21 protein-coding genes are annotated in these 26,414 nt (G+C 57.8%); 10 read left to right on the top strand and 11 right to left on the bottom strand.

Annotated elements, in window-relative coordinates; translation table 11 throughout:
* Positions 1 to 91: 91 nt before the first annotated feature.
* From cdaR to dgt, 3 genes are all read right to left on the bottom strand, one after another.
* Positions 92 to 1,249, bottom strand: coding sequence for a DNA-binding transcriptional regulator CdaR (cdaR, locus tag WM95_RS04355; RefSeq protein ID WP_023310452.1), 1,158 nt, complete (start codon positions 1,247 to 1,249; stop codon positions 92 to 94).
* A 146-nt stretch (positions 1,250 to 1,395) separates the two neighbouring features.
* On the bottom strand, positions 1,396 to 2,832 hold the full coding sequence (gene degP / locus WM95_RS04350; RefSeq protein WP_063409769.1) for a serine endoprotease DegP: 1,437 nt from the start codon (positions 2,830 to 2,832) through the stop codon (positions 1,396 to 1,398).
* Positions 2,833 to 2,963: 131 nt separating this feature from the next.
* The gene (gene dgt / locus WM95_RS04340) at positions 2,964 to 4,478 is read right to left on the bottom strand and encodes a dGTPase (RefSeq protein ID WP_063409770.1); all 1,515 of its coding nucleotides are present in this window, start codon (positions 4,476 to 4,478) and stop codon (positions 2,964 to 2,966) included.
* A gap of 82 nt (positions 4,479 to 4,560) precedes the next feature.
* Between dgt and mtnN the strand changes: the two genes are divergently transcribed.
* From mtnN to WM95_RS04325, 3 genes are read left to right on the top strand one after another with little or no spacing between them, the layout of a single operon-like run.
* Positions 4,561 to 5,259 carry a 5'-methylthioadenosine/S-adenosylhomocysteine nucleosidase gene (gene mtnN / locus WM95_RS04335; protein ID WP_014882620.1) on the top strand — a complete coding sequence of 233 codons (699 nt, stop codon included), beginning with the start codon at positions 4,561 to 4,563 and terminating at the stop codon, positions 5,257 to 5,259.
* The gene (btuF, locus tag WM95_RS04330) at positions 5,252 to 6,052 is read left to right on the top strand and encodes a vitamin B12 ABC transporter substrate-binding protein BtuF (protein ID WP_063409771.1); all 801 of its coding nucleotides are present in this window, start codon (positions 5,252 to 5,254) and stop codon (positions 6,050 to 6,052) included. The genes mtnN and btuF overlap by 8 nt, the downstream gene beginning before the upstream one ends.
* A 27-nt stretch (positions 6,053 to 6,079) precedes the next feature.
* A complete protein-coding gene (locus WM95_RS04325; RefSeq protein ID WP_063409772.1) occupies positions 6,080 to 6,703 on the top strand; it encodes a TRIC cation channel family protein in 624 nt (207 codons plus the stop codon).
* Between the two features lie 93 nt (positions 6,704 to 6,796).
* Here WM95_RS04325 and erpA read toward each other — a convergent pair whose 3' ends face one another.
* The gene (gene erpA / locus WM95_RS04320; RefSeq protein WP_023310446.1) at positions 6,797 to 7,144 is read right to left on the bottom strand and encodes an iron-sulfur cluster insertion protein ErpA; all 348 of its coding nucleotides are present in this window, start codon (positions 7,142 to 7,144) and stop codon (positions 6,797 to 6,799) included.
* 79 nt (positions 7,145 to 7,223) lie between these two features.
* Entirely contained in the window at positions 7,224 to 8,624 is a 1,401-nt protein-coding gene (gene clcA / locus WM95_RS04315) for a H(+)/Cl(-) exchange transporter ClcA (protein ID WP_039260615.1), read from the bottom strand.
* Between the two features lie 177 nt (positions 8,625 to 8,801).
* Between clcA and hemL the strand changes: the two genes are divergently transcribed.
* The gene (gene hemL / locus WM95_RS04310; RefSeq protein ID WP_063409773.1) at positions 8,802 to 10,082 is read left to right on the top strand and encodes a glutamate-1-semialdehyde 2,1-aminomutase; all 1,281 of its coding nucleotides are present in this window, start codon (positions 8,802 to 8,804) and stop codon (positions 10,080 to 10,082) included.
* 93 nt (positions 10,083 to 10,175) lie between these two features.
* On the opposite strand, the gene fhuB is transcribed toward hemL, so the two are convergent.
* The 6 genes from fhuB to hrpB form a co-directional block, all read right to left on the bottom strand.
* Entirely contained in the window at positions 10,176 to 12,158 is a 1,983-nt protein-coding gene (gene fhuB / locus WM95_RS04305) for a Fe(3+)-hydroxamate ABC transporter permease FhuB (protein WP_047742785.1), read from the bottom strand.
* Positions 12,155 to 13,045, bottom strand: coding sequence for a Fe(3+)-hydroxamate ABC transporter substrate-binding protein FhuD (gene fhuD, locus WM95_RS04300; protein ID WP_088544648.1), 891 nt, complete (start codon positions 13,043 to 13,045; stop codon positions 12,155 to 12,157). The genes fhuB and fhuD overlap by 4 nt, the downstream gene beginning before the upstream one ends.
* Entirely contained in the window at positions 13,045 to 13,842 is a 798-nt protein-coding gene (gene fhuC, locus WM95_RS04295) for a Fe3+-hydroxamate ABC transporter ATP-binding protein FhuC (protein ID WP_023310441.1), read from the bottom strand. Before fhuC ends, fhuD begins: the two co-directional genes overlap by 1 nt.
* A 50-nt stretch (positions 13,843 to 13,892) precedes the next feature.
* A complete protein-coding gene (gene fhuA, locus WM95_RS04290) occupies positions 13,893 to 16,142 on the bottom strand; it encodes a ferrichrome porin FhuA (protein ID WP_033144662.1) in 2,250 nt (749 codons plus the stop codon).
* A gap of 235 nt (positions 16,143 to 16,377) precedes the next feature.
* Positions 16,378 to 18,903, bottom strand: a complete 2,526-nt coding sequence (mrcB, locus tag WM95_RS04285; protein WP_023310439.1) for a bifunctional glycosyl transferase/transpeptidase — start codon at positions 18,901 to 18,903, stop codon at positions 16,378 to 16,380.
* A gap of 144 nt (positions 18,904 to 19,047) precedes the next feature.
* Positions 19,048 to 21,477, bottom strand: a complete 2,430-nt coding sequence (gene hrpB / locus WM95_RS04280) for an ATP-dependent helicase HrpB (RefSeq protein ID WP_063409775.1) — start codon at positions 21,475 to 21,477, stop codon at positions 19,048 to 19,050.
* Positions 21,478 to 21,550: 73 nt separating this feature from the next.
* On the opposite strand from hrpB, the gene thpR reads away from it, so the two are divergent.
* The 6 genes from thpR to folK all read left to right on the top strand — a co-directional run bounded on the left by thpR (position 21,551) and on the right by folK (position 26,297).
* Positions 21,551 to 22,105, top strand: a complete 555-nt coding sequence (gene thpR / locus WM95_RS04275; RefSeq protein WP_023310437.1) for an RNA 2',3'-cyclic phosphodiesterase — start codon at positions 21,551 to 21,553, stop codon at positions 22,103 to 22,105.
* Entirely contained in the window at positions 22,095 to 22,799 is a 705-nt protein-coding gene (gene sfsA / locus WM95_RS04270; protein WP_023310436.1) for a DNA/RNA nuclease SfsA, read from the top strand. Before thpR ends, sfsA begins: the two co-directional genes overlap by 11 nt.
* A 176-nt stretch (positions 22,800 to 22,975) precedes the next feature.
* A complete protein-coding gene (gene dksA / locus WM95_RS04265) occupies positions 22,976 to 23,431 on the top strand; it encodes an RNA polymerase-binding protein DksA (protein ID WP_001155232.1) in 456 nt (151 codons plus the stop codon).
* A 59-nt stretch (positions 23,432 to 23,490) separates the two neighbouring features.
* Positions 23,491 to 24,381 (top strand): tRNA glutamyl-Q(34) synthetase GluQRS, encoded by an 891-nt coding sequence (gluQRS, locus tag WM95_RS04260; protein ID WP_059445812.1) that lies wholly within the window; start codon positions 23,491 to 23,493, stop codon positions 24,379 to 24,381.
* A gap of 42 nt (positions 24,382 to 24,423) precedes the next feature.
* Entirely contained in the window at positions 24,424 to 25,821 is a 1,398-nt protein-coding gene (gene pcnB / locus WM95_RS04255; protein ID WP_072162357.1) for a polynucleotide adenylyltransferase PcnB, read from the top strand.
* Entirely contained in the window at positions 25,818 to 26,297 is a 480-nt protein-coding gene (folK, locus tag WM95_RS04250) for a 2-amino-4-hydroxy-6-hydroxymethyldihydropteridine diphosphokinase (protein WP_045355169.1), read from the top strand. The genes pcnB and folK overlap by 4 nt, the downstream gene beginning before the upstream one ends.
* Positions 26,298 to 26,414 lie beyond the last annotated feature (117 nt).

Here is a 26,414-nt window from a genome sequence, read left to right as displayed (position 1 = left end):
AGCAAAACGGCAATCCTTGATTGCCGTTTTTAGTGTTTGCGCCCTCTCCCCGTTGGAGAGGGATGGGGTAAGTGCACCAGACCGCACTCAGTCATCTCTGTTCGTCCAGCTGAAGCGCCACATAAAGCAGCAGCCTGTCGTCAAAGTTTCCCAGATCCAGCCCCGTCAGCTCTGAAATCCGGTTTAACCGATACTCAAGCGTATTGCGGTGAATAAACAGCGCCTTTGAGGTCGCCAGCGGCTGCACGTTATGGCGGAACCACGCCTGCAGCGTCCGGCGCAGCAGGCCGTTGTTGTCCATGGCTTTCAGACGTGCCAATGGCCGCGCCAGCTCATTGGCCTGCCAGCCCCCGCGCAGGCTGTCGAGCAGCACCGGCAGCATCAGATCCTGATAGAAATAGCTGCGGCTCTCCGGCATCCGCTGCTTGCCCACCATCATGGTGGTGCGCGCGGTACGCCAGGAGCGGGCGATACTGCCCGGCCCGGTAAAGTAGTTGCCCAGCGCAACGCGAAAACGCAGCTGGCCGTTCTCCTCCATTCGGGAGATCAGCTGCTCCACGCGACGACGATGATCGTCGGCATCCCAGCGGCCGAACGCATTGAGCGCGGGTTTGAGGACCACCATTTCCGTCAGAGAAACGATCGCCACCAGGTTATCGCGCTCCGGCGTCGCCAGCGCATTTTGCAGCTGCTGCAGCTCGGCCATCGCGCTGTCCACGCCAAGCTGGCCGCTATCGACCTCGATCACCGCCACCACGCGCGGCTGGTTGAGATCGATCCCCAGACGCTGCGCCCATTCGCTGAGCGCAGGCGTATGCTCTTCCGCCTGAATAAGGTTCATCACCAGCTCTTCACGCAGTCGGCTGTCCTGGGCAAGCAGGTGCATCAGGCGCGACTGCTCCAGCATCATCTCAGCCGTCATACAGACCAGCTCACCGTATTTTCGCAGTGACTCGGGTTCGCCGGTGAGGCCGATTACCCCCACAATTTCGCCTTCAAGACGCAGCGGTAAATTGATGCCCTGACGTACGCCGTGCAGGTGTTTCGCTACCGCATCGTCGATATCCACGACCCGCCCCTGAGAAAGCACCAGCAGCGCACCTTCGTGCAATTCCCCAATACGCTCGCGATCGCCGCTGCCAATAATGCGCCCGCGGGCATCCATTACGTTGATATTGGTATCAATGATGCGCATGGTGCGCGCCACGATATCCTGCGCCATTTTTGTATCAAGATGCCAGCCAGCCATGTAACCCTCCCGTGAGCAGAGCTCAAGCATAGGAAAGTTCAGCGACGGCTGCATTGTGCGAATGCACAAAGAGAGAGGGAGAAGTATGGAGTTGTGGCAAGAATCACAGAAACGAGAAAGCCCCTGCGAACAGGGGCTTCAGAGAATTACTGCATCAGCAGATAAAGAGAGGTATCACCACGCTGAATATTCAGCGCCAGTACGGAAGGCTTGCTCTCAAGAATTTTGCGCAGTTCAGCGATGTTTTTCACCGGCTGCTGGTTAGCGCCCATGATCACATCGCCTTTTTTCAGGCCGATACGGGCTGCCGGTGAATTCGCTTTCACGTTGTTCACCACCACGCCTTTGTCTGCGCCTTTGTTGCTCATCTCAGCACCTTCAATCCCGCTGAAGATGGTGCTGGAATCCACCTGATTCTGGCTGCTCTGCTGCAGCTCCAGGCTCACGTTAACCGGCTTACCGTCGCGCAGCAGGCCGAGGGTCACTTTACTGCCAATCGGCATTGAGCCTACTTCGGCACGCAGGGCGGCAAAGCTGCTGATCGGCTTACCGTTCAGGGAGGTGATCACATCCCCCGCTTTAATGCCCGCTTTCGCCGCGGAGGAATTCGGCATCACCTGGCTGACGAATGCCCCGCGCTGAGCTTCAACTTTCATCGCCTTAGCCAGTTCGGAGTTCAGCTCCGTACCGAGGATACCCAGCTCACCGCGTTTCACCTGACCATACTGCACCATCTGCGAGGTCAGGTTTTTCACCATGTTACTTGGGATAGCAAAACCGATACCGATGTTGCCACCGTCCGGTGCCAGGATAGCGGTGTTGATACCGATCAGCTCACCGTTCAGGTTCACCAGCGCACCGCCGGAGTTACCGCGGTTGATCGCCGCATCCGTCTGGATGAAGTTTTCATAGTTTTCCGCGTTGAGGCCGCTACGACCCAGCGCAGAGACGATACCGGATGTCACGGTTTCACCCAGGCCGAACGGGTTACCGATCGCCACGGTATAGTCGCCCACGCGCAGCGCGTCAGAGTCGGCAATTTTAATCGCCGTCAGGTTTTTCGGATCCTGAATCTGGATCAGCGCAATGTCGGAGCGCGGGTCTTTACCCACCACTTTGGCGTCAAACTTGCGGCCATCGCTCAGCTGAACCTTAATGCTGTTCGCGTTATCGACAACGTGGTTGTTAGTGACGACGTAGCCTTTCGCCGCATCAATAATTACCCCCGAGCCAAGCGCCATGAATTTCTGCTGCTGGCCGCCGCCCTGGCTGTCATCCCCGGCACCGCCGCCCTGACAGAACGGAGAGCTCTGGAATGGCGAACCGTCCTGGCAGAACGGCGAGTTGTCGCCGAAGAACTGCTGGAAGTTACGCGGCATACGCGGCGTATTGACGGTCGTGCTGCCCTCAACGTTAATACTCACCACCGATGGCATCACTTTTTCGAGCATCGGTGCCAGGCTTGGCATCTGCTGCGAGGTTGCTGCCGACGACGCGGTCTCGGCTGCAGTAGCAGTCAGAGGAGACAGCGCTAAACCTAAACTCAGAGCCAGTGCACTCATTGCTAATGTGGTTTTTTTCATGTTTCTCAATCTCGATTTACAGGTAACGCAAAATTGCTGTGTAACTCAGATTCGTTTTATACCGCTTAGTTCCGGCGATAAGTTTATGGAAAAGGTAAAAATTTATTGGCCGTCTTTACAAAACTCCGGAATTATTCCACCGCCATCAGCTTGCGGTATTCATCCCAGGCATACAAATCCGTCATGCCGCTGATATAGTCCTGGATAAGACGGCAGCGATAATAATATTCCATCACCGGCCATTCGGGAGAGTTGCGTTCCAGCTTGCCAATCGCTTCGACATACGCCAGACGATGCCGGGTAGAAAGTTTCTGATAAAGCCGCGATTCGATGGGTATTCTGCGCACGCGCTCGTGTTCCACCAGTTCGCTGAATTCATCGACCGACAGCTGAAGCAACGGGGAATAAATTTCCAGTAACCCACTGATTACCCGATAGCCCTGCAGCTCCAGCTGCTCGACATCCGGATGGCTGAATACATGTCGCATCGCCACATGTTTATAAAGCTCAAGGAGTTGACTGAAACTGCTGTCATCTTCCAGCAGCGCGTGGTTGAATTCCCCGCTGAAAATGAGCGGCAAATTATCAATAAAACGCGACGCCGCATACGGCACCAGTTTATTTAATGTATTGACCCGCAAATACATAAAGAACTGGTCTTCCGTACTGCGGCTTAATGTATTTGAGCGCGATTTTTCCCAGGCATTTTCGACAACCTGCGCAAACAGCGAACCTTTTTCATGGGTGCCCCAGGCCGTATAAAGATGCTGATAAAGCTCCTCGACGCTGAAGATTCTTTTCTCCACGGCATCTTCCAGATCGGCCACGCAATAGGAAATATCATCCGCGGCTTCCATAATCCAGGTCAATGGAAAGCGGCCGTTTGGCGTCAATGAAAGTTCTTTACGTAACCGTTCAATATAGGCCTCTTCGGAAAGGTAATAGCCCGGTTTTTTCATTAAATAGCTGTGGGACGCGGGCGTATCCCCCATCCACCACGCGGGGCGCGTATATTTCAGAATGCAGCCGACCTGTGCCCAGGTCAGGTTCATGCGCATCAGGGAATGAACCAGCCGGATCCCCTGCGCGTTGCCCTCGAAGTGACACAAATCCTGGCGCACTTTGCGGCGCAGATCGTTCAGCCGCTCTTCACCTTCACGCAGGCGTAAATCGCGTACGATGCAGCGGTCATCGCTGAGGGGCTGGCTTACCGCATCCGAAGGATAAAGCCGCTGCTTAAACCAGTCATTGATCGCCGCCTCACCAAAGTGGCCGAAAGGCGGGTTACCGATGTCATGCATCAGGCAGGCCATCTCAACGATGCTCTCGAAGGGCCCCGTCAGCTCGTCCAGACCATAGGCTTCCAGTAAACGCTGCTCTTTGAGACGGCTCAAAATCTCTTTGGCAATGTAGCGCCCTACCTGCTGCACTTCCATCGAGTGGGTTAAGCGCGTGCGCACCGCGGCGTTACGCTCCAGCGGGAACACCTGAGTTTTTTGCTGCAGACGGCGGATAGCAGGCGAGTTAACGATCCGCCCGCGATCGCTCTCGAAGATACGCAGGATCTCATGTTCGCTCTTGTCGCCCTGCGGCGAACGGAAACGTCGGTGCCAGTTAATTTTGGTACGAAAATCGATTGGTGACATGTGCTCCCCCGCGTGAGAATGCGTTTCCCCTTAACCGCATGATAGACTATGCATCTTAACAAGGCACATCGCGAGTAAATCTATGAAAATCGGCATTATTGGTGCAATGGAAGAAGAAGTTACGCTGCTGCGTGACAAAATTGAGAACCGTCAGACCCTCTCTCTGGGAGGTTGTGAGATCTACACCGGCCAGCTGAACGGTGTTGACGTGGCTCTGCTGAAATCAGGCATCGGTAAAGTGGCTGCTGCGCTGGGTGCAACCCTGCTGCTTGAGCGCTGCAAGCCGGACGTGATCGTGAATACCGGCTCTGCGGGCGGCCTGGCGCCGACGCTGAAAGTGGGCGATATCGTTGTCTCCGACGAAGCGCGTTACCACGATGCCGACGTCACCGCGTTCGGTTACGAGTACGGACAGCTCCCGGGCTGCCCTGCTGGTTTTAAAGCTGACGACAAGCTGATTGCGGCGGCAGAGACCTGCATCGCAGAACTCAACCTCAACGCGGTACGCGGTCTGATTGTCAGCGGTGATGCCTTCATCAACGGCTCCGTTGGGCTGGCGAAAATCCGTCATAACTTCCCTCAGGCGGTTGCCGTTGAGATGGAAGCGACCGCGATCGCTCATGTCTGCCATAACTTCAGCGTACCCTTCGTGGTGGTTCGCGCCATCTCTGACGTGGCAGACCAGCAGTCCCACATCAGCTTCGACGAGTTCCTGACCGTTGCGGCAAAACAGTCCACCGTGATGGTGGAGCGCCTGGTGCAGAATCTGGCTCGTGGCTAAACATACCGTCAGGGCGCTGGCCGCCCTGCTTCTTCTCGTACCGCTGTGGCTCTATGCGTTACCGCGCGTGATTACCCTCTCTCCCGCAAATACTGAACTGGCGTTTGCCGCCGGGATCACGCCCGTTGGCGTGAGTAGCTTTTCGGATTACCCACCGCAGGCCGCGGGTATTGAACAGGTGGCAACCTGGCAGGGGATGAACCTTGAGCGCATCGTGGCGCTTAAACCGGATCTCGTGCTGGCCTGGCGCGGCGGCAACGCCGAGCGGCAGGTCAACCAGCTCACCTCGCTTGGCATAAAGGTCATGTGGATTGATGCCGTCAGCATTGAGCAGGTCGCTCAGGCGCTACGCGCCCTGGCCCCCTATAGCCCTACGCCCAAAAAAGCCGAGGCTGCGGCGAAACAGATGCTGAGCGATTATGCCGCGCTGAAATCCCGATACGATACCCCTGTTAAAAAGCGCATCTTCCTGCAGTTTGGCAGCCAGCCGCTGTTTACCACCGGAAAAGGGTCGATTCAGAACCAGGTGCTGGAAGTCTGCGGCGGTGAAAACATCTTTGCTGCCAGCCGGGTACCCTGGCCGCAGGTGAGCCGCGAGCAGGTCCTGGCGCGCCAGCCGCAGGCCATCGTCGTGGTCGGAAATGCGAGCGAGATTCCTAAAATTGAACAATTCTGGCAAAGGCAGCTAAAAATTCCGGTGATCCCGCTCAACAGCGACTGGTTTGAACGCGCCAGCCCGCGTATTATCCTCGCCGCAAAACAGCTCTGTGCCGCGCTGGCAGAGAGTCACTAACATAAGACCCTTTTCGAGGATTTAACGATGCTCGTTTATTGGCTGGATATTCTTGGCACAGCCGTTTTTGCTATCTCCGGCGTTCTGCTCGCTGGAAAACTACGCATGGATCCGTTTGGCGTGCTGGTGCTGGGCGTCGTGACCGCCGTCGGCGGCGGGACTATCCGCGATATGGCGCTGGCAAATGGCCCGGTGTTTTGGGTGAAAGATCCTACCGATCTGGTGGTCGCGATGGTCACCTGCCTGTTAACCATTGTGCTGGTTCGCCAGCCCCGCCGCTTACCCAAGTGGATATTGCCGGTACTGGATGCCGTGGGTCTGGCCGTGTTTGTCGGTATTGGCGTCAACAAGGCGTTTAATGCGGGTACCGGTCCGATGGTGGCGATCTGCATGGGCGTATTAACCGGCGTGGGCGGTGGGATCATTCGCGACATTCTGGCGCGTGAAGTGCCGATGATCCTGCGTACTGAAATTTACGCGACGGCCTGCATTGTGGGCGGGATTGTTCACGCTACCACGTACTACACCTTTGCCCTCCCGCTGGAAAATGCCGCGATGCTGGGGATGGTCGTGACGCTGGTGATACGCTTAGCGGCGATACGCTGGCACCTGAAGCTGCCGACGTTTGCGCTGGATGATAATGGCAGGTAAAAGCAAAACGGTAACCGCAAGGTTACCGTTTTGAGTATTTACGCCCTATCCCTGTGAGAAAGGGACGGAGTAACGGCATCAGCCCGCACTCTCTTAGATGCTGAACGAAGATCCACACCCGCAGGTGCTTGTCGCATTCGGGTTAGTGACCACAAAGCGCGAACCTTCCAGACCCTCGGTGTAATCCACCGAACCACCCACCAGATATTGCAGGCTCATCGGGTCAACCACCAGCGCGACGCCCTGTTTCTCGATAGTCATATCGCCATCGTTAACCTGATCGTCAAAGGTAAAACCATACTGGAAGCCGCTGCAGCCGCCACCGGTAATATAGACACGCAGTTTCAGATCCGGATTGTCTTCGTCGGCAATCAGGACTTTCACTTTGTTGGCTGCTGCTTCGGTAAATTCGAGCGGTACAGCTACTACGTCATCACTCATCTTATGCTCCCATGAATACTGCTATTGGGCAAAATTCACCCAATTCTTTATGTCATTATCTAATACCCTGGTAATTCATTCAAGTATTCTGCGTGGCGGCCCGTTCAGCCTCTTGTTTCGCCAGGGTACGCGCGAGGATGGTGGAGTATAACGGTTTTCCACCCAGGAACTGGGCTAATAGTGTCGCGCCGAGACAGGTAATGATCATTGGCAAAATGAGCTGGTAATTGTCCGTCATCTCCAGCACCAGCACGATCCCGGTCAAGGGAGCACGCAGGGACGCGGCCAGCAGCGCCCCCATTCCGGCCACCGCAAAGGTCCCGGCTTCAAGGTGATAGGCGGGAAAGCCCACTTCAGCCGCCATACCAAATGCGGTCCCGAGCAGCGTACCCAGCGCCAGCATCGGGGCAAAAATCCCCCCGGGCGCGCCGGAAGAGAAGCACAGTACCGTCGTGATAACCCGGGAGATAAACATAAACAGCAGCAGACCCACGCTGAAATTCCCCGCCGCCGCAATGGGAATAAGTCCGAACCCGCCGCCTGCGGCATTCGGCTCGATAAACCCGAGTACGCCACACATGCCGCCCAGCAGACCACCCATCAGCACCCATTTCGTGGTGTTCCCGCCGTGAATGCGCTGGAACATATCCTGAGCGCGCAGGATAAAGGTGTTAAACAGCGGCCCCACCACGCCAAAAATCATGCCGAGGATCAGGTAAAGCCACAGGGTATTGACCGGCGCGTTGGTGAGTTTACCCACCTCAATGACCGCGCCCTCGCCATTAAAGATGCGAAACACGATGCTCGACATAATGACGCCGGTAAACACCGCTTTAATTGAGATCAGGTTGTAGCGGAACTGCGCGCGCATCTCTTCGATAATGAACAAAATGCCCGCCAGCGGCGCATTAAACGCGGCGGAAAGCCCCGCCGCCGCGCCGGTTGCCAGCAGCGTATGGCGCGCTTCGGCGCTTCGCATCCGAAACAGATCGCCCACCATGCGGCCGACGTTCCCCCCCAGCTGTACCGTGGGTCCTTCCCGTCCAAGCACCATTCCCGCGCCCAGAGTCCCCATGCCGCCGATGAACTTAACCGGAATCACCCGCCACCAGCGCACCGGACGCAGCTCCTCGAGCGCGCCCTCAATTTCCGGGATGCCCGATCCCCCCGCCTCCGGCGCGAATTTACGCACCAGAAAATACCCCACCATGGCAAACAGCGCGGACAGCCCGAATGCCCACACCCAGACCAGCCATTCGCTGTCGGCGAAACCGGCCACGGTGCCCACTCGCCAGTTGAGTACGGCATTAACCGCTTTTTCAAACGCCACGCCAACCAGGCCCGCGAGAGTACCCACCACGGCAGCGGCCAGCAGGATCGCCAGCGGCGTTTTATCGCGATTGAGCAGCCGCCGAATGCTGATTCGGTGCTGGGCGCGCGTAAACTGTTGTTCTTCAAAAGACGGAGAATCTGATTTCATGTCCTGTTCTTATTTGTCACACAAAAAGCCGTGAGGATTTTACCAGAGACGGCCCCACCGTCTCCTGAAAATTACTTAACAAATCTTAAAGCATTGCCCGGCTAAAAATTTCATAACCTTCATCGAATCACATAGAATAGTGGGCTTAACCATTTTATTCGAACCAGGAACGACGCCATGAGCAAGTCTGAAAACCTCTACAGTGCAGCCCGCGAGCTTATTCCGGGTGGCGTGAACTCACCTGTGCGCGCCTTCACCGGCGTGGGCGGTACGCCGCTGTTTATCGAACGTGCTGACGGCGCGTATCTGTATGATGTCGATGGCAAAGCCTATATCGATTATGTAGGTTCCTGGGGACCGATGGTGCTAGGGCACAACCACCCTGCCATTCGTAACGCAGTGATTGAAGCCGCCCAGCGCGGCCTGAGCTTCGGTGCGCCAACCGAAATGGAAGTGAAAATGGCGGAGCTGGTGACCGAGCTGGTGCCTACCATGGACATGGTGCGTATGGTGAACTCCGGTACCGAAGCCACCATGAGCGCTATCCGCCTGGCGCGCGGTTTTACCGGTCGCGATAAAATCATCAAGTTTGAAGGCTGCTACCACGGTCATGCGGACTGCCTGCTGGTGAAAGCCGGTTCCGGCGCGCTGACGCTCGGCCAGCCGAACTCGCCTGGCGTACCGGCAGATTTCGCGAAGCACACCCTGACCTGCACCTACAACGATCTTGCTACCGTTCGCGCGGCGTTCGAGCAGTATCCGCAGGAGATCGCCTGCATCATCGTTGAGCCGGTTGCCGGCAACATGAACTGCATCCCACCGCAGGCTGAGTTCCTGCCGGGCCTGCGCGCCCTGTGCGATGAGTTCGGCGCGCTGCTGATCATCGATGAAGTCATGACCGGCTTCCGCGTCGCGCTGGCGGGTGCCCAGTCTTACTACGACGTCGTGCCGGACCTGACCTGCCTCGGCAAAATCATCGGCGGCGGCATGCCGGTCGGCGCTTTCGGTGGTCGTAAGGACGTGATGGAAGCCCTGGCGCCAACCGGTCCGGTTTACCAGGCGGGCACGCTCTCCGGTAACCCCATCGCCATGGCGGCGGGCTTTGCCTGCCTGACCGAAGTGGCACAGCCGGGTATTCACGAAACCCTGACCGACCTGACCACGCAGCTGGCCAACGGTCTGCTGGAAGCCGCAGAAGAGGCCGGTATCCCTCTGGTGGTCAACCACGTGGGCGGCATGTTCGGGATTTTCTTCACCGATGCGAAAACCGTGACCTGCTATCAGGACGTGGTGAAGTGCGACGTTGAACGCTTCAAGCGCTTCTTCCACCTGATGCTGGAAGAAGGCGTGTACCTGGCGCCGTCCGCGTTCGAAGCGGGCTTTATGTCCGTGGCGCACAGCGAAGAAGATATCAATAACACCATCGACGCGGCGCGCAAGGTGTTTGCGAAGCTGTAAGATGTGCGGCTTGATGCCCTCACCCCAACCCTCTCCCACGGGGAGAGGGAGCAAACACAAAAACGGCAATCTAAGGATTGCCGTTTACTTTTATTACCGGCTCTGCTTTCTCAACAGATAAATAAAGTACGGCGCACCGATAAAGGTCGACAGCAGACCCGCCGGGATCTGATACGGGAACAGCACCATTCTTCCGCACCAGTCCGCAAACACCAGCATCATCCCGCCCGTCAGTGCCGACATCACAATATGCGGCATCGTCCGGCGGAACCCCATCATTCTGGCAATGTGCGGGGCCATTAATCCGACAAAACTCAGCGGTCCAATCGTCAGGGTTGCCACAGCCGTCAGGCACGCCGCCAGCAGCAGCAGGGCCACGCGCGCTGGCGTCAGCGCCATTCCCACCGCGCGCGCGGTTTCGCCGCCGAGCGGCAAAATGGTCATCCAGCGGCGGCACAGCGGCACCATCGCCAGCAGCACGAGCATCGAGATCCCGGACCAGACCACCTGGCTGCCGGTGGCGTTGTAGGTTGAGCCGGAAATCCAGGTCAGGATCTTCGCCATACGCGGATCGCCGCTGGCCTGCAGCATCATCAGCAGCATGGTAAACGCGGTGCTGAGCGCCATCCCGGCCAGCAGCATGCGGTGCGGTGAAAATCCGCCGCGACCGGCGGCAATAAGGATAATCATCAGCGTGACTGCCGCACCGATACTGCCGGCAGGCATCAGCCAGCCAAACGCATTCCCCGGCACAAAGAACAGCATCAGCACCACGCCAAAGGCGGCGCCAGAGCTGATCCCGAGCACTTCCGGGCTTGCCATCGGGTTGCCGGTCAGACGCTGAATAATGCACCCCGCCACCGCCAGCATTACCCCTGCGATCAGCGCAGCGAAGATACGCGGCCAGCGCCACTGCACCAGTTCATTGAGTAAATCCCCCGTCGCCCAGTGCCAGCCCACGGCATCGCGTCCAAATGAGAGCGCCGCAAACGAAGCGATAATCAGCACAGCCAGACCGGCAAGGCTAAACCACAGCACCGACCGACGTTCAGCGTAAACTTTATCGCCGGCGTCCATCGCCGGTGCGCTCATGCTGCGCAGGCGCGGGAGCAGCCACAGCAGCAGCGGCGCCCCGATAAGCGCGGTCACCGAGCCGGTGGACACTTCCCTCCAGACCTGCGCCAGCCAGAGAACAAGCTGATCGGAAAGCCAGAGGATCAGGGCCCCAATCAGCGGCGCCAGCATCAGACGCGCCAGCAGGCGACGCGCCCCGAGCATTTTCGCCAGCAGCGGCGCAAACAGGCCGATAAACCCGATGATGCCGACCGCGTTTACCAGCAGGGCGCTTAATACAATCGCCAGCGTCAGCGCCGCCAGACGAGCCAGCGACAGCGCCAGCCCCAGGTTACGCGCCACGCCATCATCCAGCCCCATGAGCGTCAGAGGGCGCAGGAGCAGCAGCGTCAGCACGACGCCGCCAGCCAGCTGTGGCCACAGGTGCAGGACAACGCTCCAGTCGGTTTGGGTGAGCGTGCCGGTACTCCACAGGAACATGCTTTGCAGCCGATCGTGATGGAACAGCACCAGCAGCTGGTTTATCGCCCCGCAGTACAGGCTCACCACCAGCCCGGCCAGAATTAGCGTTACCGGGGAAAGGCGCTTGCCCCAGGCCACGCCAAAGACCAGCGCGCCCACCACGCACGCCCCCGCGAGTGCCGCAAACTGCGAGGTTAACGCTCCCGGCAGCGCCCACAGCGTGGTGATGGTGATCCCAAGCTGCGCGCCGGTCGCGACGCCGAGCGTGGTTGGCTCTGCCAGCGGGTTACGTAAAACCTGCTGGAACAGCACGCCCACCAGCCCTAAGCCGGCCCCGACCAAAAGGGAGATCGCCAGACGCGGCAGCAGGCTGTAGTGGAACAGCATCTGCTGAATATTGTCGATGTCCGGCGAGGCCAGAGCGGCCCCCCACTGCGCGCGTGGTAAGGCCGCGGAGAGGTTGAACCCGGTTAATACCAGCGCAACCAGAAAAAGCAGGGATAACAGCAGCGCCGGGAAGCGGGCGATACGCGTACTCATGCTTTACCTCCCAGGGCGTTATCCAGCACGCGGGCAAAATGCATGGCCGACAGCGTCGCACCGTAGAACCAGACCGCCGGGACGCGCTGGAAGCGCTTCTCGCGTACAAACGGCATCGCCTGCCAGAGCGGGGTCGCCATCAGGGTTTGCATGTCGCGTTCGTTACCGTGGTCGAAACAGAGCACGTCCACATCGCGAAACGCCGCCAGGCGATCGATACCCACGGCGGTACTGCCCCAGAAGGTCATCTCCCCTTCCCAGGCGTTGCGAATGCCGAAGCTGTCCAGCACCTCCTGGAACAGACAGTTTTTACCGAAGACCAGCATATGGCGGGCATCCAGCAGCGTCACCATCAGCAGCGGACGATCGCCCCGGTGAGCAAAGCGCGGCTTCAGCGAGTCTATCAGGGCATCAAACTCGTCGAGATGCTTTTTGGCCTCCTCTTCGCGGTTGAGGAAATGCGCCATCTCGTTAATCGAGTTTTTCGCCACGGCCAGCGGTTTTTTACCGTCGCTGAAAGCAAATCCACGTCCTGGCGCAATGCGCGCCATAGTCTCCTCTGACGGGCCGTAGCCCGCTGACCAGAACAGGAACGAAGGTTTCATCTGGGTGAGCAGCTCAAGGTTTGGCTCCGTTCGCAGACCGACGTCGATTACCGAGTCCGGCAGCTTTGGCTCGTTCACCCAGAGGTTATAGTTAGGAATGTCCGCTACGCCATAGGGCGTAACGCCGAGCGCCATCATCAGTTCGACCGGCAGCCACTCCAGGGCCACAATACGGTGCGGATCGACGGCGGCGGCACGCGCCGTATTCATTTTTAACAGCAGCGGCGAGAGCGCCATCGCCGTCAGCAGGCGACGGCGGCTAATGCGTGTGTTATTCAGCATCAGTAGACAAAGCTCACCGGTGCAGCCCCGGCCGGGTGAGGCAGAATACCCATCGGAATACCGTAAATATGTTCCAGCGTTTCGCTGCGCATCAGCTCGGCCGGTGTCCCCTGGGCAATCATCTCGCCCCCGCGCAGCGCGACGAGGTAGTCACAATAGCGCGCGGCCATGTTGATATCGTGCAGGACCGCAATGACCGTCAGGCCACGCTGCTGGCTCAGGCGATGCACCAGCGCCAGGACGTCGACCTGATGGGCGATATCCAGCGCAGAGGTCGGTTCATCCAGCAGCAGACAGCGGCTGTCCTGCGCCACCAGCATCGCAATCCACGCGCGCTGACGTTCGCCGCCGGACAGGCTATCCACCAGACGGTGCGCCAGCGGTTTTAGCCCGACCAGCGCAATCGCCTCTTCCACCTTCTCTCTGTCGGCGACGCCGAAGCGCCCAAGCGCACCGTGCCACGGATAACGCCCAATCGCCACCAGCTCACGCACCGTCATCCCTTCCGCCTGCGGCAGCTGCTGCGGCAGATAGGCCACTTTGCGGGCAAAGGCTTTACTGTTCCAGCTCTCCAGCGGTTGGTCATCCAGCAGAATATCGCCTTCTGAAGGCGGCTGATGGCGCCCCAGCATCTTGAGCAGCGTGGATTTACCGGAACCGTTGTGACCAATCAGTCCCGTCACTTTACCGGCCGGAAACGTCAGAGAGAGCGGATGCAGCAGCGTGCGCCCGGGTACGCGAAAGGAGAGATGGTTGAGCGTAAAGGTGGTGTCGGGTTGCGTTTGAATATCCTGCATATCAGCCAACTTAAATAAAAAGGGCACGGCGAACCGTGCCCGAAGAGAGATTAGAAGCGGAAGGTCGCGGTGGCAACAACCTGACGTTCAGCACCCCAGAAGCAGCCGTAGGTATTGAAGCAGCTGGCAACGTACTCACGATCGAACAGGTTGTTCACGTGCAGCGCCACGTTTGAGCCAGCCATGCCAACGCGTGCCAGATCGTATCTGACCAGCGCATCAACAACGGTGTAGCTGCCCACCTTGAAGGAGTTCGCCGGATCGCCATAGCTTGAGCCCGTGTAACGCACGCCGGTACCCAGCGTCAGACCAGACAGCGCACCGTCAAACAGGGTGTAATCGCCCCACAACGATGCCATGTGTTTTGGCACCTGAGCAGGCGTGTTGCCTTTGTAGGTGGTGTCCGTGGTGTATTCCGCATCGGTGTAGGTATAAGACCCCACCAGGTTGACGCTCGCAGACAGGGCCGCTTTCGCTTCCAGTTCTACGCCACGCGCGCGGATTTCACCGCCCTGAACCGAGAAGAAGGAGCCCGCCGGGTCCGCCATCAGGTTGTTGGTTTTGGTCAGCTGGTACAACGCACCGGTGACGACGATCGGACGATCGTTCGGCACGTATTTCACGCCCGCTTCGTACTGTTTGCCTTTAGACGGCGAGAACAGCTTGCCCTGGGCATCGGTCTGCGAAGCCGGTTCAAACGATTCGCTGTAGCTAAAGTACGGAGTTACGCCGTTATCAAACAGATAGTTAACGCCACCGCGCCAGGTGAACTGGGTATCATCACGTTTGGAGGTGGTGTTCGTCACGCGGTTGTAGGATTCCTGATCGGCCCAGTCATAACGGCCGCCCAGAGTTACCAGCACTTTATCCCACTGAGCCTGATCCTGAACGTACAGCCCCGTCTGTTTCTGACGGTTGAGGATCTGATATGGACCGGAGGTCGCGGGATCTTTTGAGCCGAAATCAAAATCGCTGTTCACCGGGTTGTAGAGATCCAGCAGCGGAACAGAGTCGTCGTAACCGAACCAGGAGTTGATGTCATTTCGCATGCGCATAAAGTCAACGCCGGTCAGCAGGACGTGGTCCACCTCGCCGGTTGAGAATTTGCTCTGCAGCTGGGTATCAACGGTAAAGTTCTGCAGCTTTTCGTTATCGACAACGTATTTACGCGCCAGATAATGGCCTTTGTCCGATGGCGCTAGCGCGGCACACTGTTTGTTGCCGCTGTTTGCCGGGTCGGTACAGACGCCATAACCGTATACGCTGTTTTGCGAGGTTTTGTTCTCGGCAAAGCGCAGGTTCTGACGCACGGTAAAGGTATCGTTGAACTCGTGGTCGAAGCTGTATCCCACCATTTTCTGGTTACGGGAATAGGTATTGTTCTTCGCGCCTTCGTTGAAGTTCGTCGGCAGACGATCGCCGTTCGGCAGCGGCTCAACCGTTCCCTCTTTTGGCAGCCAGCCGTAGTAGCCCGTTTCAGGCTCGTTCTGGAAGTAGGAGAGGAACGTGAAGGTGGTTTTATCATCCGGACGCCAGGAGAACGATGGCGCGATGGCGTAACGCTGCTCTTCCGCACGCTCCTGCTGGGCGTTATTAGAACGCGCAACGCCCGTTAAGCGATAAGAGTAAACGCCGTCGTCGTCGATCGCATCGCTAAAGTCAAACCCGGTCTGGAACAGGCTATCCGTGCCGACTTTGAACTGGATCTCTTTCAGCGGCTCGGTTGTTGGGCGCTTACTGACCATGTTCAGCAAGCCGCCCGGGCTGCTTTTGCCGTACAGAACGGAAACCGGACCGCGCATGATCTCGGCGCGCTCCAGCATATAAGGATCAATCACCGCGTCGTTATAGAAGTTCCCCTGCATTTTCATGCCGTCGAGGTAGTTATTCTGCGTCTGACCATCGGCCGCGAAGCCGCGAATGATCAAATAGTCATAGGTGTTAGACGCGCCGCGCGTGCCTACCGCAACGCCCGGCGTATAGCTCAGGGCTTCTTTCACCGAGCGCGGCTGATGCAGCGCCATCTCTTCGGCCGTGACCACAGAAATCGACTGCGGAACCTTTTGAATAGGGGTATCCGTTTTGGTTCCGGTCGCGGATTGCCGTGCGGCGATGGTCGCAGCAGGCCCCCAGGCACTTTCCTGTGCCGCAGGTGCTGCGGTTACCGTAATGGTTTCTTCTTTTTTCGGGGTTTCGGCCGCGTGAGCATAAGCAGACATGCCGGCAACCGCTGTGGCGACGACGACCGCGAGCTTACGCAGCGACGTATTCATTGGCTGAGCAGTATTGGAAAGCGCCATGTTGAATCTCTGATGTGAAAGTGAATGATAACGTAAACGAGAATTATTATTATGAGCGCCAGAATAATATGCGAAACGCTGGTTGCATAGCAAGCAGTAAGCGGCCCTATGAGAATTAAGGGTTTAAGAAATCATCAAGAGAAAACGAAGGGTTAATCAGAATTAAAGCGAGGGTTAACGAAATGAGATTTACGGGTAAAAAAAGCCCCCTTCCAGGGAAGAGGGCTTTAAAAGCTTAGTTACCGCCGAACATGTCTTTAATCCAGCCCGCGACACCGTCGCTGTCTTTCTTCTCATTCTGCTGCTGCGGCTGTTGCTGCTGCGGCTGCTGTGGTTGAGAAGACTGGTCGAACGGGTTACCCGTTGGCTGTTCTGGCTGGCTTTGCTGGCACAGCGAGTCCGGGTTTGCGGTCCAGACAGGCAGCGTACGCATTCCACCGCCGCAGACGAAGTTACCGGAGCTGTCCACGCCCATATCAACGATATCTTCCGGCGCGACCAGATTCAGCGGCACAGGAGACTGATTCGCCAGATAGCGCTGGTAAATCGACATCGCCCCGCTCGCGCCGTACAGCTTGGTCGGCTGGTTGTTGTCGCGGCCTACCCAGGTGATCACCACTTCACGGCCATCAATACCGGCAAACCAGGTATCGACGTTGTTGTTGGTGGTCCCGGTTTTACCCGCCAGATGCAGACCCGGATACTTCGCGCCCAGCTGACGGCCGGTACCGCGCTGCACAACCTGCTGCATCGTCCACAGCGTCATATAGGCGGCCTGAGCAGGAACGGCACGCTCCGCCTGTGGGAAGCTCTGATACAGCACGGAGCCATCTTCGGCAATCACTGAGCGCAGGGCAGACAGCGGCGCGCGGTTGCCCCCGCTGGCAATGGTCTGGAACGCCTGCGCCACTTCGATCGGCGTCAGGTTAAGCGCGCCGAGGATCATCGCCGGCACCGGGTGCAGCTGATCTTTCGACACGCCCAGTTTTTGCCAGGTATCGACAATCGCCGGCAGTCCCAGCGACATGCCCAGGTTCACCGTTGGCACGTTCATGGAACGGGTCAACGCATCCACCAGCATCACCTGGCCGCTGAACTGTTTATCATCGTTCTGCGGTGACCAGACCTGGCCGTTAGGCTGGCGCAGGGAGATCGGCGCATCCGCAATCCAGGTATTCAGGCGATACTGATTTGGCTGGCTCAGGGCTGTGAGGTAGGTTGCCGGTTTTGCCAGAGAGCCGATTGAGCGACGCGCCTGCATGGCGCGGTTGTAGCCTGCAAACTGCGGCTCGGCACCGCCCACCATGGCGCGAACTTCACCGGAGTTACGGTCAACCACCACCATCGCGGTTTCCAGATCGCTCAGCTTACGCTGTTTCTTCAGCGCCGGAATGCCCTCAACGGCCGCTTTTTCGGCCGCATCCTGCGCCACGGAGTCAAAGGTGGTGAAGATCTTCACGCCGGAGAGATCTTTGACCTTATCACCGAGCTTGCTTTGCAGCTCCTGACGCACCAGCTGCATAAACGCAGGCTGAGGCGAAATCACGCCACCGCGCGGCTGAACGCCGAGCGGACGCGCGCTCAGCATGTCGTACAGCTCCTGGTCAATCACCTGCTGCTGTTGCAGCAGACGCAGAACGAGGTTACGACGTTCCAGCGCCAGTTTCGGGTTACGCCACGGGTTATAGATGGACGCCCCTTTCACCATGCCCACCAGCAGCGCCTGCTGGTCCAGGCTCAGCTCTTCCACCGGACGGCCAAAGTAGTACAGGCTCGCCAGCGGGAAGCCGCGGATTTCGTTATCGCCGCTCTGACCGAGGTACACCTCGTTCATGTACAGCTCAAGGATACGATCCTTGCTGTAGCGCGCATCCATCAGCACGGCCATGTAGGCTTCGTTCGCTTTACGCCAGTAAGAGCGTTCGCTGGAGAGGAACAGGTTTTTCACCAGCTGCTGGGTCAGCGTACTCGCTCCCTGCACGGTACGACCGGCAGTCAGGTTAGCCAGCACCGCACGACCAATCGAGTAGAGACTAATGCCATCGTGCTCGTAGAAGTGACGGTCTTCGGTTGCCAGCAGGGTATCAACCAGCAGATCCGGGAAGCCGTTACGCGCCACGAACAGGCGCTGCTCGCCGTTTGCTGACGAAAGCATGGTGATCAGACGCGGATCGAGGCGGAAGAAACCGAACTGACGGTTGTTATCCATGTTCTCGATGGTGTCCAGACGATCGCCGTCAAAGGTCAGACGCGCGCGCACCTGCCCCTCTTTGCTGTCCGGGAAATCAAACGGACGACGGATCATCTCAATGCTGTTGGACTGCACGGTAAATTCGCCAGGACGGGTCATTTTAGACACCTGACGATACTGGGTGGCTTCCAGCAGTTTGACCATCTCGTTCTTGGTGATGGACATATCTGGCTCAAGGTTCACCATACGGCCATACACTGCCGCAGGTAGCTGCCAGACTTTACCGTCGATACGGCTGCGGATCTTCTGATCCAGATACACGCCGTAAATCGCCATCAGCACGACAAAAACAATAAATAGCTTCAGCAGCAGCCAGAACCAGCCGCGTTTGCCCCGAGGCTTACGCCCTTTGCCTTTTCCATTACGCGGCATCGGTTCTTCATCCTCATAATCGTCTTCATAGTCATCGTCATAGTCCTCATCTCTGAGGCGACGACGGCTTACCTTTTCTTTCGCCGGACGCGTTGGTTTTCCCTTACGTCCTATTGGCTCGCGGTCATTCCCCGCCATGCTTTTTCTCCGCAACTTTCAGGCGCAAAGGCCAGATTTTCTTTTCTTTCACAGGCCTGTGAAAGAAGAAATCTCTCAAAATTTGTTTTCTCCCTCTCCCCGTGGGAGAGGGCCGGGGTGAGGGCATCAGGCCGCACTCCCCTTTTACGAATATTTCTTCGTTCGCCGCGTCGGCGCCGTATTCGCCGGATCGTCCGGCCAGACATGTTTGGGATATCGCCCCTTCATCTCTTTCTGCACTTCACGGTAGCTTCCCGCCCAGAACGCCCCCAGATCTCGGGTGATTTGTAATGGACGATGCGCAGGCGACAGCAGCTCAAGCACTAACGGCACACGCCCTTCCGCAATGGACGGCGTGGTGGCTTCACCAAACATCTCCTGCATCCGAACCGCCAGCGCCGGCGGATTATCCTCATGATAACGGATGGCAATCCTGCTTCCGGTCGGCACAGTGTAATGCCCTGGCAGTTCACTATCCAGACGTTGACGTAATGACCAGTCCAGTAAATTCTGTAACGCGGTCTTAACATCAAGCGCCTTAAGGGCTCGCAGAGAGTGTACGCCGCTCATTTGCGGCAGTAGCCAGCGCTCAAGTGTAGCGAGCAGCGTCTCGTCATCCACCGCAGGCCAACCGTATTCCGGTAGCCACTTCGCGGCACAGTGCAGACGAATGCGGTACTGCTCCGCTTCCGGCGTCCAGTTCAGGGCGCTCAGCCCTTTTTCCCGAATTCCGTTCAGCATCGCCTGGTGAAGCTCGTCTTCCGACGGCTTCGCCAGCGGCTTCGTTCCTAACGTCAGCTTGCCAATCTGGCTGCGACGAAAGGCCTTCAGCGTGCCCTGGGCGTCATCCCATTCCACGGTGTCAGATTGCTGAAGCAGCTGCGGACAGGCACGCGTCAGGGCGTCAATCTCTACGGCAATCGCCTGCAGGATACGCGCATCCGGAGAATGGCTGCCCTGCAGCAGCAGCGGGGCGATCAGCCATTCGTGACGCGTCAGCGCATCATCGCTGTCCAGCATCGCCCCCATGCCGTTTGCCAGCTGGTAGCGACCGTCCAGCCCGCGCCGACGCGCGATCCTGTCCGGGAAGGCCTGGGCCAGCAGGAAGGCAATCTTATCGCTATCAGGCACTCCTCCCCGGCTATTCAGGCGTTTGCACAACTGCTGCGCACGCTGCTGCCAGTTCCCCTGGCTGCGCGAAAACGCCTGCCCCAGATCGCTGCTGCCACCGCGAGGCGGCTCCTCAAGAATAGCCGCCAGTTTTGCCGCCGTGGCAATTTCATCATCCCCTTGCGCGGCCACCAGCATCGCGGCCAGACGCGGATCGTTGCCCAGCGCCGCCATTTTCTGGCCGCGCGCCGTCAGACGCTCGCCTTCCAGCGCGCCGAGCTGGGTCAGCAGGGTGCGCGCAGCGGTGAGGTTTACGACAGGAGGAGGATTAAGCCAGGTGAGCTGCTCAGGGTTCGGGCAGCCCCACTGGAGCAGATCCATCACCAGACCAGACAAATCGCTTTGTAAAATTTCCGGCGTGCTTTGCTGTGCGGCGCGTTCAGCCTGTTCCGCGCTGGTCAAATGCAGGCATATGCCCGGCTCAAGACGCCCCGCGCGGCCCGCGCGCTGTACCATCGACGCCTGGCTGATGCGCTGCGTCAGGAGTTTAGTCAGCCCGGTACGCGGATCAAAGCTTGCCACCCTCTCCTGCGCGCTATCCACCACCAGGCGAATCCCTTCAATGGTCAAACTGGTTTCAGCAATGTTGGTTGCCAGCACCACCTTGCGCTGCCCCGCCGGGGCCGGAAGGATGGCTTTACGCTGATCCTGTAGCGACAACGCGCCGTAGAGCGGGCAAAGCAGCACGTCGCCGCCTACGCGGGTAGAAAGCTGCTCCTGCACGCGCTGGATTTCGCCCACGCCGGGCAAAAACAGCAGCAGGGAACCGGGCTCCTGGCGCAGCAGCTCAGCGGTGGCAATGGCGACGGCCTCGTCTAAACGCTGATGGGAGGGAAGCGGCTGATAGCGGCGTTCAACCGGAAACGCCCGCCCTTCCGAGCTGATGACCGGCGCATCGGGTAATGCCTGTCGTAGCCGCTCGTTATCCAGCGTGGCCGACATAATAAGCAGCCGGAGATCGTCGCGCAGCCCCTGCTGCACGTCCAGCAACAGCGCGAGGGCCAGATCCGCCTGCAGGCTGCGCTCGTGGAATTCATCGAGGATCACCAGCCCGACGCCGGTCAGCTCAGGATCGTTTTGCAGCATGCGGGTGAGAATACCCTCGGTGACCACTTCAAGACGCGTGGTCGGGCCAACGCAGGTCTCGGCACGCATCCTGTAACCTACCGTTTCACCCGGTTTTTCATTCAGCAGTTCCGCCAGACGCTGCGCCACGTTGCGCGCGGCCAGCCTGCGCGGCTCCAGCAGGATAATTTTCCCGCTGATGTTTCCGTCTTTCAGAATCTGCAGCGGCAGCCAGGTGGACTTGCCCGCGCCCGTAGGAGCATTCAGCAAAACCTGCGGGGCATAGTGTAAGGCAGCGAGAAGCTCAGGAAGAATGACGGCGACCGGCAATGAGGACACTAACAGCTCCAGAGGGTTAACATTAGTCGGCGTACATTGTAGCATCGGCGCATATCATTACCGAGTCCTCCGTATGCCTGAGTCGAAACGGCTGTTTTTTGCCATTGAATTGCCCACCACCATACAGCGTCAAATTGTTCGCTGGCGCGCCGATTGCTTTCCGCCGGAAGCAGGCCGCCCTGTCGCTGCGGCCAACCTGCACCTGACGCTGGCCTTTTTGGGCGACGTCAGTGCCGAAAAACAGCGGGCGTTAGCCGCAATGGCCGGGCGTATTGCCCAGCCGGAATTTACGCTGCACCTCGACGACGCGGGCCAGTGGCCGCGTTCGCGCGTGGTGTGGCTGGGAACGCGCCAGCCGCCGCGCGGATTATTGCAGCTGGCGAATATGCTGCGCGCCCAGGCGGCGCGCAGCGGCTGTTATCAGAGCCCACAGCCGTTTCATCCACATATCACGCTGCTGCGCGATGCCGGTCAGGCCGTTGCCATCCCGCCGCCGGGTTTTCACTGGGCCTTTCCGGTCAACGCATTCGCGCTTTACGAATCCGTCTTTGCACAGGGACGCACCCGCTATACGCCGCTACAGCGCTGGACGCTGGGCAACACCGAAAGGAATTCCGATGAAGTTTAGTCCTCCCCTGCAGCACGCCACGCTTATCCAACGCTACAAACGCTTCCTCGCCGACGTGATTACCCCCGAAGGGGTTCAGCTCACCCTGCACTGCCCCAATACCGGCGCCATGACGGGGTGTGCGACGCCGGGTGACAGAGTCTGGTATTCCACATCAGAAAATAGCAAACGCAAATATGCCCATACCTGGGAAATGACCGAAACGCAAAACGGGGCATTTATTTGCGTCAATACCCAGCGCGCAAATCAGCTGGTTAAGGAAGCGCTGACCCTTGGCACCATTCCCGAACTGGTGGGATATGGCACGCATAAAAGTGAAGTGAAATATGGCGATGAAGGCAGCAGAATTGACTTCATGTTACAGGCGGAAGACAGGCCCGAGTGCTATATTGAAGTAAAATCAGTGACGTTAGCGGAACAGGAAAATGGCTACTTCCCGGATGCGGTAACGCTACGTGGCCAGAAGCATCTGCGAGAGCTAATGAGTGTTGCGGCGGCGGGCAAACGCGCCGTATTGCTGTTTGCGGTGTTGCATTCAGCCATTGAACGTTTCTCCCCTGCCCGCCATATTGATCCTAAATACGCGCAATTGTTGAATGAGGCACAAAAGCAGGGGGTAGAGGTTTTCGCTTATAAAGCGGAACTTTCTGCCGATAATATGACTCTGAGATCGTCTCTTCCCATTGTCTTATAAGGGATTAGACGATTGTCGAATAAGTGTTCTGGCCGCGTGCGCAAATACGCTTTTCCTCACAGGCTTGTCAAGTGTTACGTTTAGATAATTGCCATACGGAAAAGCATCTGCTATTTATAGCGACCTGATTTTTCCCCCAACACGGGGATCGATAGTGCGTGTTAAGGAGAAGCAACATGCAAGAAGGGCAAAACCGTAAAACATCGTCCCTGAGTATTCTCGCCATCGCTGGGGTGGAGCCGTATCAAGAGAAGCCGGGCGAAGAGTATATGAACGAAGCCCAGCTGTCGCACTTCAAGCGTATTCTTGAAGCATGGCGTAATCAACTCAGGGATGAAGTCGATCGCACCGTTACTCATATGCAGGATGAAGCTGCTAACTTCCCGGATCCGGTAGACCGTGCCGCTCAGGAAGAAGAGTTCAGCCTCGAACTGCGTAACCGTGACCGCGAACGCAAACTGATCAAAAAGATCGAGAAAACGCTGAAAAAAGTCGAAGACGAAGATTTTGGCTACTGCGAATCCTGCGGTGTTGAAATCGGTATTCGTCGCCTGGAAGCGCGTCCAACCGCCGATCTGTGCATCGACTGTAAAACGCTGGCCGAAATCCGCGAAAAACAGATGGCCGGTTAATACCAGCGCTGTTTACACACTCCAAAGGCGGGAGTCTCTCCCGCCTTGTTACTGTTGATATGTCTGAATCACACTATATTGGGCGCTTCGCGCCATCTCCTTCCGGTGAATTACACTTCGGCTCATTAATTGCCGCGCTCGGCAGCTACCTGCAGGCTCGCGCCCGCCTGGGAAAATGGCTTGTCCGCATTGAAGATATTGACCCCCCGCGTGAAGTTCCCGGTGCTGCAGAGACGATTCTGCGTCAGCTGGAACATTACGGTCTTCACTGGGATGACGAGGTGCTCTGGCAGTCAAAACGTCACGATGCCTATCGGGAACGTCTGGCCTGGCTTCGCGATCGGGGACTTTCCTATAACTGCACCTGCACCCGCGCGCGTATCCAGAGCGTGGGTGGCGTCTATGACGGCCACTGCCGCATGCTTAATCTTCCCCCGGAAAATGCCGCCGTGCGTATAAAGCAGCGCTCCCCGGTGACGCGCTTTACCGATTTACTCTCCGGTGAGGTTCATGCCGATGAACGCCTGGCGCGTGAGGATTTTATTATTCACCGCCGTGACGGCCTGTTTGCCTATAACCTGGCGGTGGTCGTCGACGATCGTTTTCAGGGCGTGACGGAAATTGTGCGCGGGGCGGATCTGGTCGAACCGACCGTGCGACAAATATCGCTGTATCACCAGTTTGGCTGGACGGCCCCGGACTACATTCATCTGCCGCTGGCGGTCAATGCGCAGGGCTTTAAATTGTCGAAGCAGAACCACGCCCCGGCCCTGCCAGACGGCGATCCGCGCCCTGTTTTGATCGACGCGCTGCGATTTCTCAACCAGAATGTAACCAACGAATGGCAGGATCTGCGTATTGACGAACTGCTGAAAATGGCCGTTGCCAACTGGACGCTCGCGGCAGTGCCAAAAATCCAGCATTCTCAAATGCGTTGCGCTGAGCTATGATTAGCCGCTTTTTTCATAACAAAACACACTACGAGGTGTACCATTTTTACCCGAGTCGCTAATTTTTGCCGTAAAGTGCTAAGCCGCGAAGAGAGCATGGCGAACGATGCTATTGCACAGCCACACATGTCGGTTATTCCGCGTGAGCAGCACACTATTTCCCGCAAAGATATCAGTGAAAATGCCCTCAAGGTGCTCTATCGTCTGAATAAAGCGGGCTACGAGGCCTATCTCGTGGGCGGTGGAGTACGTGATTTACTGCTGGGCAAAAAACCAAAAGATTTCGACGTGACGACCAGCGCCACGCCTGAGCAGGTGCGCAAATTATTCCGCAACTGCCGTCTCGTTGGCCGCCGTTTCCGTCTGGCTCACGTGATGTTTGGGCCGGAAATTATCGAAGTGGCGACCTTCCGCGGCCACCACGAAGCGGGCGCATCCGATCGCACCACGTCACAGCGCGGCCAGAACGGCATGCTGCTGCGTGACAATATCTTCGGCTCTATCGAAGAAGATGCCCAGCGTCGCGACTTCACCATCAACAGCCTTTATTACAGCGTGGCGGATTTCACCGTGCGTGATTACGTCGGCGGCATGCAGGACCTGAAAGAAGGTCTGATCCGTTTGATCGGCACGCCGGAAACGCGCTATCGCGAAGATCCCGTGCGTATGCTGCGCGCCGTGCGTTTCGCCGCCAAGCTCAATATGCGCATCAGCCCGGAAACGGCAGAGCCGATTCCGCGCCTGGCGACGCTGATTAACGACGTGCCGCCTGCTCGCCTGTTTGAAGAGGCGCTGAAGCTGCTGCAGGCTGGACACGGCTTTGAAACCTACAATCTGCTGCGCGAATACAACCTGTTCCAGCCCCTGTTCCCGACCATTACCCGCTACTTCACCGAAAGCGGTGACAGCCCAATGGAGCGGATGATTGCGCAGGTGCTGAAAAATACCGATACCCGTATTCGCAACGACATGCGCGTCAATCCGGCATTCCTGTTTGCGGCGATGTTCTGGTATCCGCTGCTGGAAACGGCCCAGCGAATTACCCAGGAGAGCGGGCTTGCATACTATGATGCCTTCGCGCTGGCCGCAAACGACGTGCTGGACGAAGGGTGCCGTACGCTCGCCATTCCAAAACGCATTACCACGCTGGTGCGCGATATCTGGCAGCTTCAGCTGCGCATGTCCCGTCGTCAGGGCAAACGCGCCTGGAAGCTGATGGAGCATCCAAAATTCCGCGCCGCCTTCGATCTGCTGTCGCTGCGTGCTGAAATTGAACGCAACCAGGAGCTGCAGCGCCTGGCGCAGTGGTGGGCTGAATTCCAGGTTTCCGCACCGCCGGAGCAAAAAGATATGCTAACCGGGCTGGATGAAGAGCCGGAACCGCGTCGCCGCCATCGTCGTCCGCGCAAACGCGCGCCGCGTCGTGAAGGGACAGCATGACCCTTGCGTATATCGCCATCGGCAGCAATTTAGCCTCTCCGCTGGAGCAGGTGAACGCTGCCGTACAGGCGCTGGGGGAGATCCCGCAAAGCAAGATCGTGGCGGTCTCCTCTTTCTACCGCACGCCGCCGCTGGGTCCTCAGGATCAGCCTGATTATCTCAATGCAGCCGTGGTGCTGGAAACCGCTCTGAATGCCGAAACGCTGCTGGATAACACCCAGCGCATCGAGCTGCAGCAGGGCCGCGTACGCAAAGCCGAGCGCTGGGGACCGCGCACGCTGGACCTCGACATTATGCTGTTTGGTCACGAGACCATTAACACTGAACGTCTCACCGTTCCGCATTACGACATGAAAAATCGCGGGTTTATGCTCTGGCCGCTGTTTGAAGTCGCTCCCGATCTCATCTTCCCGGATGGCATCCCACTCAGGACCATTCTGGACAACCTCAACGCGGAAAGACCCGCCCGCTGGTGATCCGGTTCCCCTGCCGATTAACCTCAAAATAATTGTGGCTAATCGGTTACCTAAAATCATTGTTCCCCCGAATGTTACTGTTAGAATGCGCAAAGATTCGCTTTTGGGCTATCAGGA

The sequence above is a fragment of the Enterobacter cloacae complex sp. ECNIH7 genome (assembly GCF_002208095.1).
Classification (GTDB): domain Bacteria; phylum Pseudomonadota; class Gammaproteobacteria; order Enterobacterales; family Enterobacteriaceae; genus Enterobacter; species Enterobacter cloacae_M.
This window is presented reverse-complemented; position numbering and strand designations above follow the sequence as displayed.

Excerpts from the sequence above, each read along its gene's own strand:
- cdaR (WP_023310452.1), bottom strand. The coding sequence starts at position 1,249 with ATGGCTGGCTGGCATCTTGATACAAAAATGGCGCAGGATATCGTGGCG.
- mtnN (WP_014882620.1), top strand. The coding sequence starts at position 4,561 with ATGAAAATCGGCATTATTGGTGCAATGGAAGAAGAAGTTACGCTGCTG.
- mrcB (WP_023310439.1), bottom strand. The coding sequence starts at position 18,903 with ATGGCGGGGAATGACCGCGAGCCAATAGGACGTAAGGGAAAACCAACG.
- fhuA (WP_033144662.1), bottom strand. The coding sequence starts at position 16,142 with ATGGCGCTTTCCAATACTGCTCAGCCAATGAATACGTCGCTGCGTAAG.
- fhuB (WP_047742785.1), bottom strand. The coding sequence starts at position 12,158 with ATGAGTACGCGTATCGCCCGCTTCCCGGCGCTGCTGTTATCCCTGCTT.
- erpA (WP_023310446.1), bottom strand. The coding sequence starts at position 7,144 with ATGAGTGATGACGTAGTAGCTGTACCGCTCGAATTTACCGAAGCAGCA.
- thpR (WP_023310437.1), top strand. The coding sequence starts at position 21,551 with ATGCCTGAGTCGAAACGGCTGTTTTTTGCCATTGAATTGCCCACCACC.
- dksA (WP_001155232.1), top strand. The coding sequence starts at position 22,976 with ATGCAAGAAGGGCAAAACCGTAAAACATCGTCCCTGAGTATTCTCGCC.
- hemL (WP_063409773.1), top strand. The coding sequence starts at position 8,802 with ATGAGCAAGTCTGAAAACCTCTACAGTGCAGCCCGCGAGCTTATTCCG.
- fhuD (WP_088544648.1), bottom strand. The coding sequence starts at position 13,045 with ATGCTGAATAACACACGCATTAGCCGCCGTCGCCTGCTGACGGCGATG.
- clcA (WP_039260615.1), bottom strand. The coding sequence starts at position 8,624 with ATGAAATCAGATTCTCCGTCTTTTGAAGAACAACAGTTTACGCGCGCC.
- fhuC (WP_023310441.1), bottom strand. The coding sequence starts at position 13,842 with ATGCAGGATATTCAAACGCAACCCGACACCACCTTTACGCTCAACCAT.
- folK (WP_045355169.1), top strand. The coding sequence starts at position 25,818 with ATGACCCTTGCGTATATCGCCATCGGCAGCAATTTAGCCTCTCCGCTG.
- gluQRS (WP_059445812.1), top strand. The coding sequence starts at position 23,491 with ATGTCTGAATCACACTATATTGGGCGCTTCGCGCCATCTCCTTCCGGT.
- sfsA (WP_023310436.1), top strand. The coding sequence starts at position 22,095 with ATGAAGTTTAGTCCTCCCCTGCAGCACGCCACGCTTATCCAACGCTAC.
- dgt (WP_063409770.1), bottom strand. The coding sequence starts at position 4,478 with ATGTCACCAATCGATTTTCGTACCAAAATTAACTGGCACCGACGTTTC.
- degP (WP_063409769.1), bottom strand. The coding sequence starts at position 2,832 with ATGAAAAAAACCACATTAGCAATGAGTGCACTGGCTCTGAGTTTAGGT.
- WM95_RS04325 (WP_063409772.1), top strand. The coding sequence starts at position 6,080 with ATGCTCGTTTATTGGCTGGATATTCTTGGCACAGCCGTTTTTGCTATC.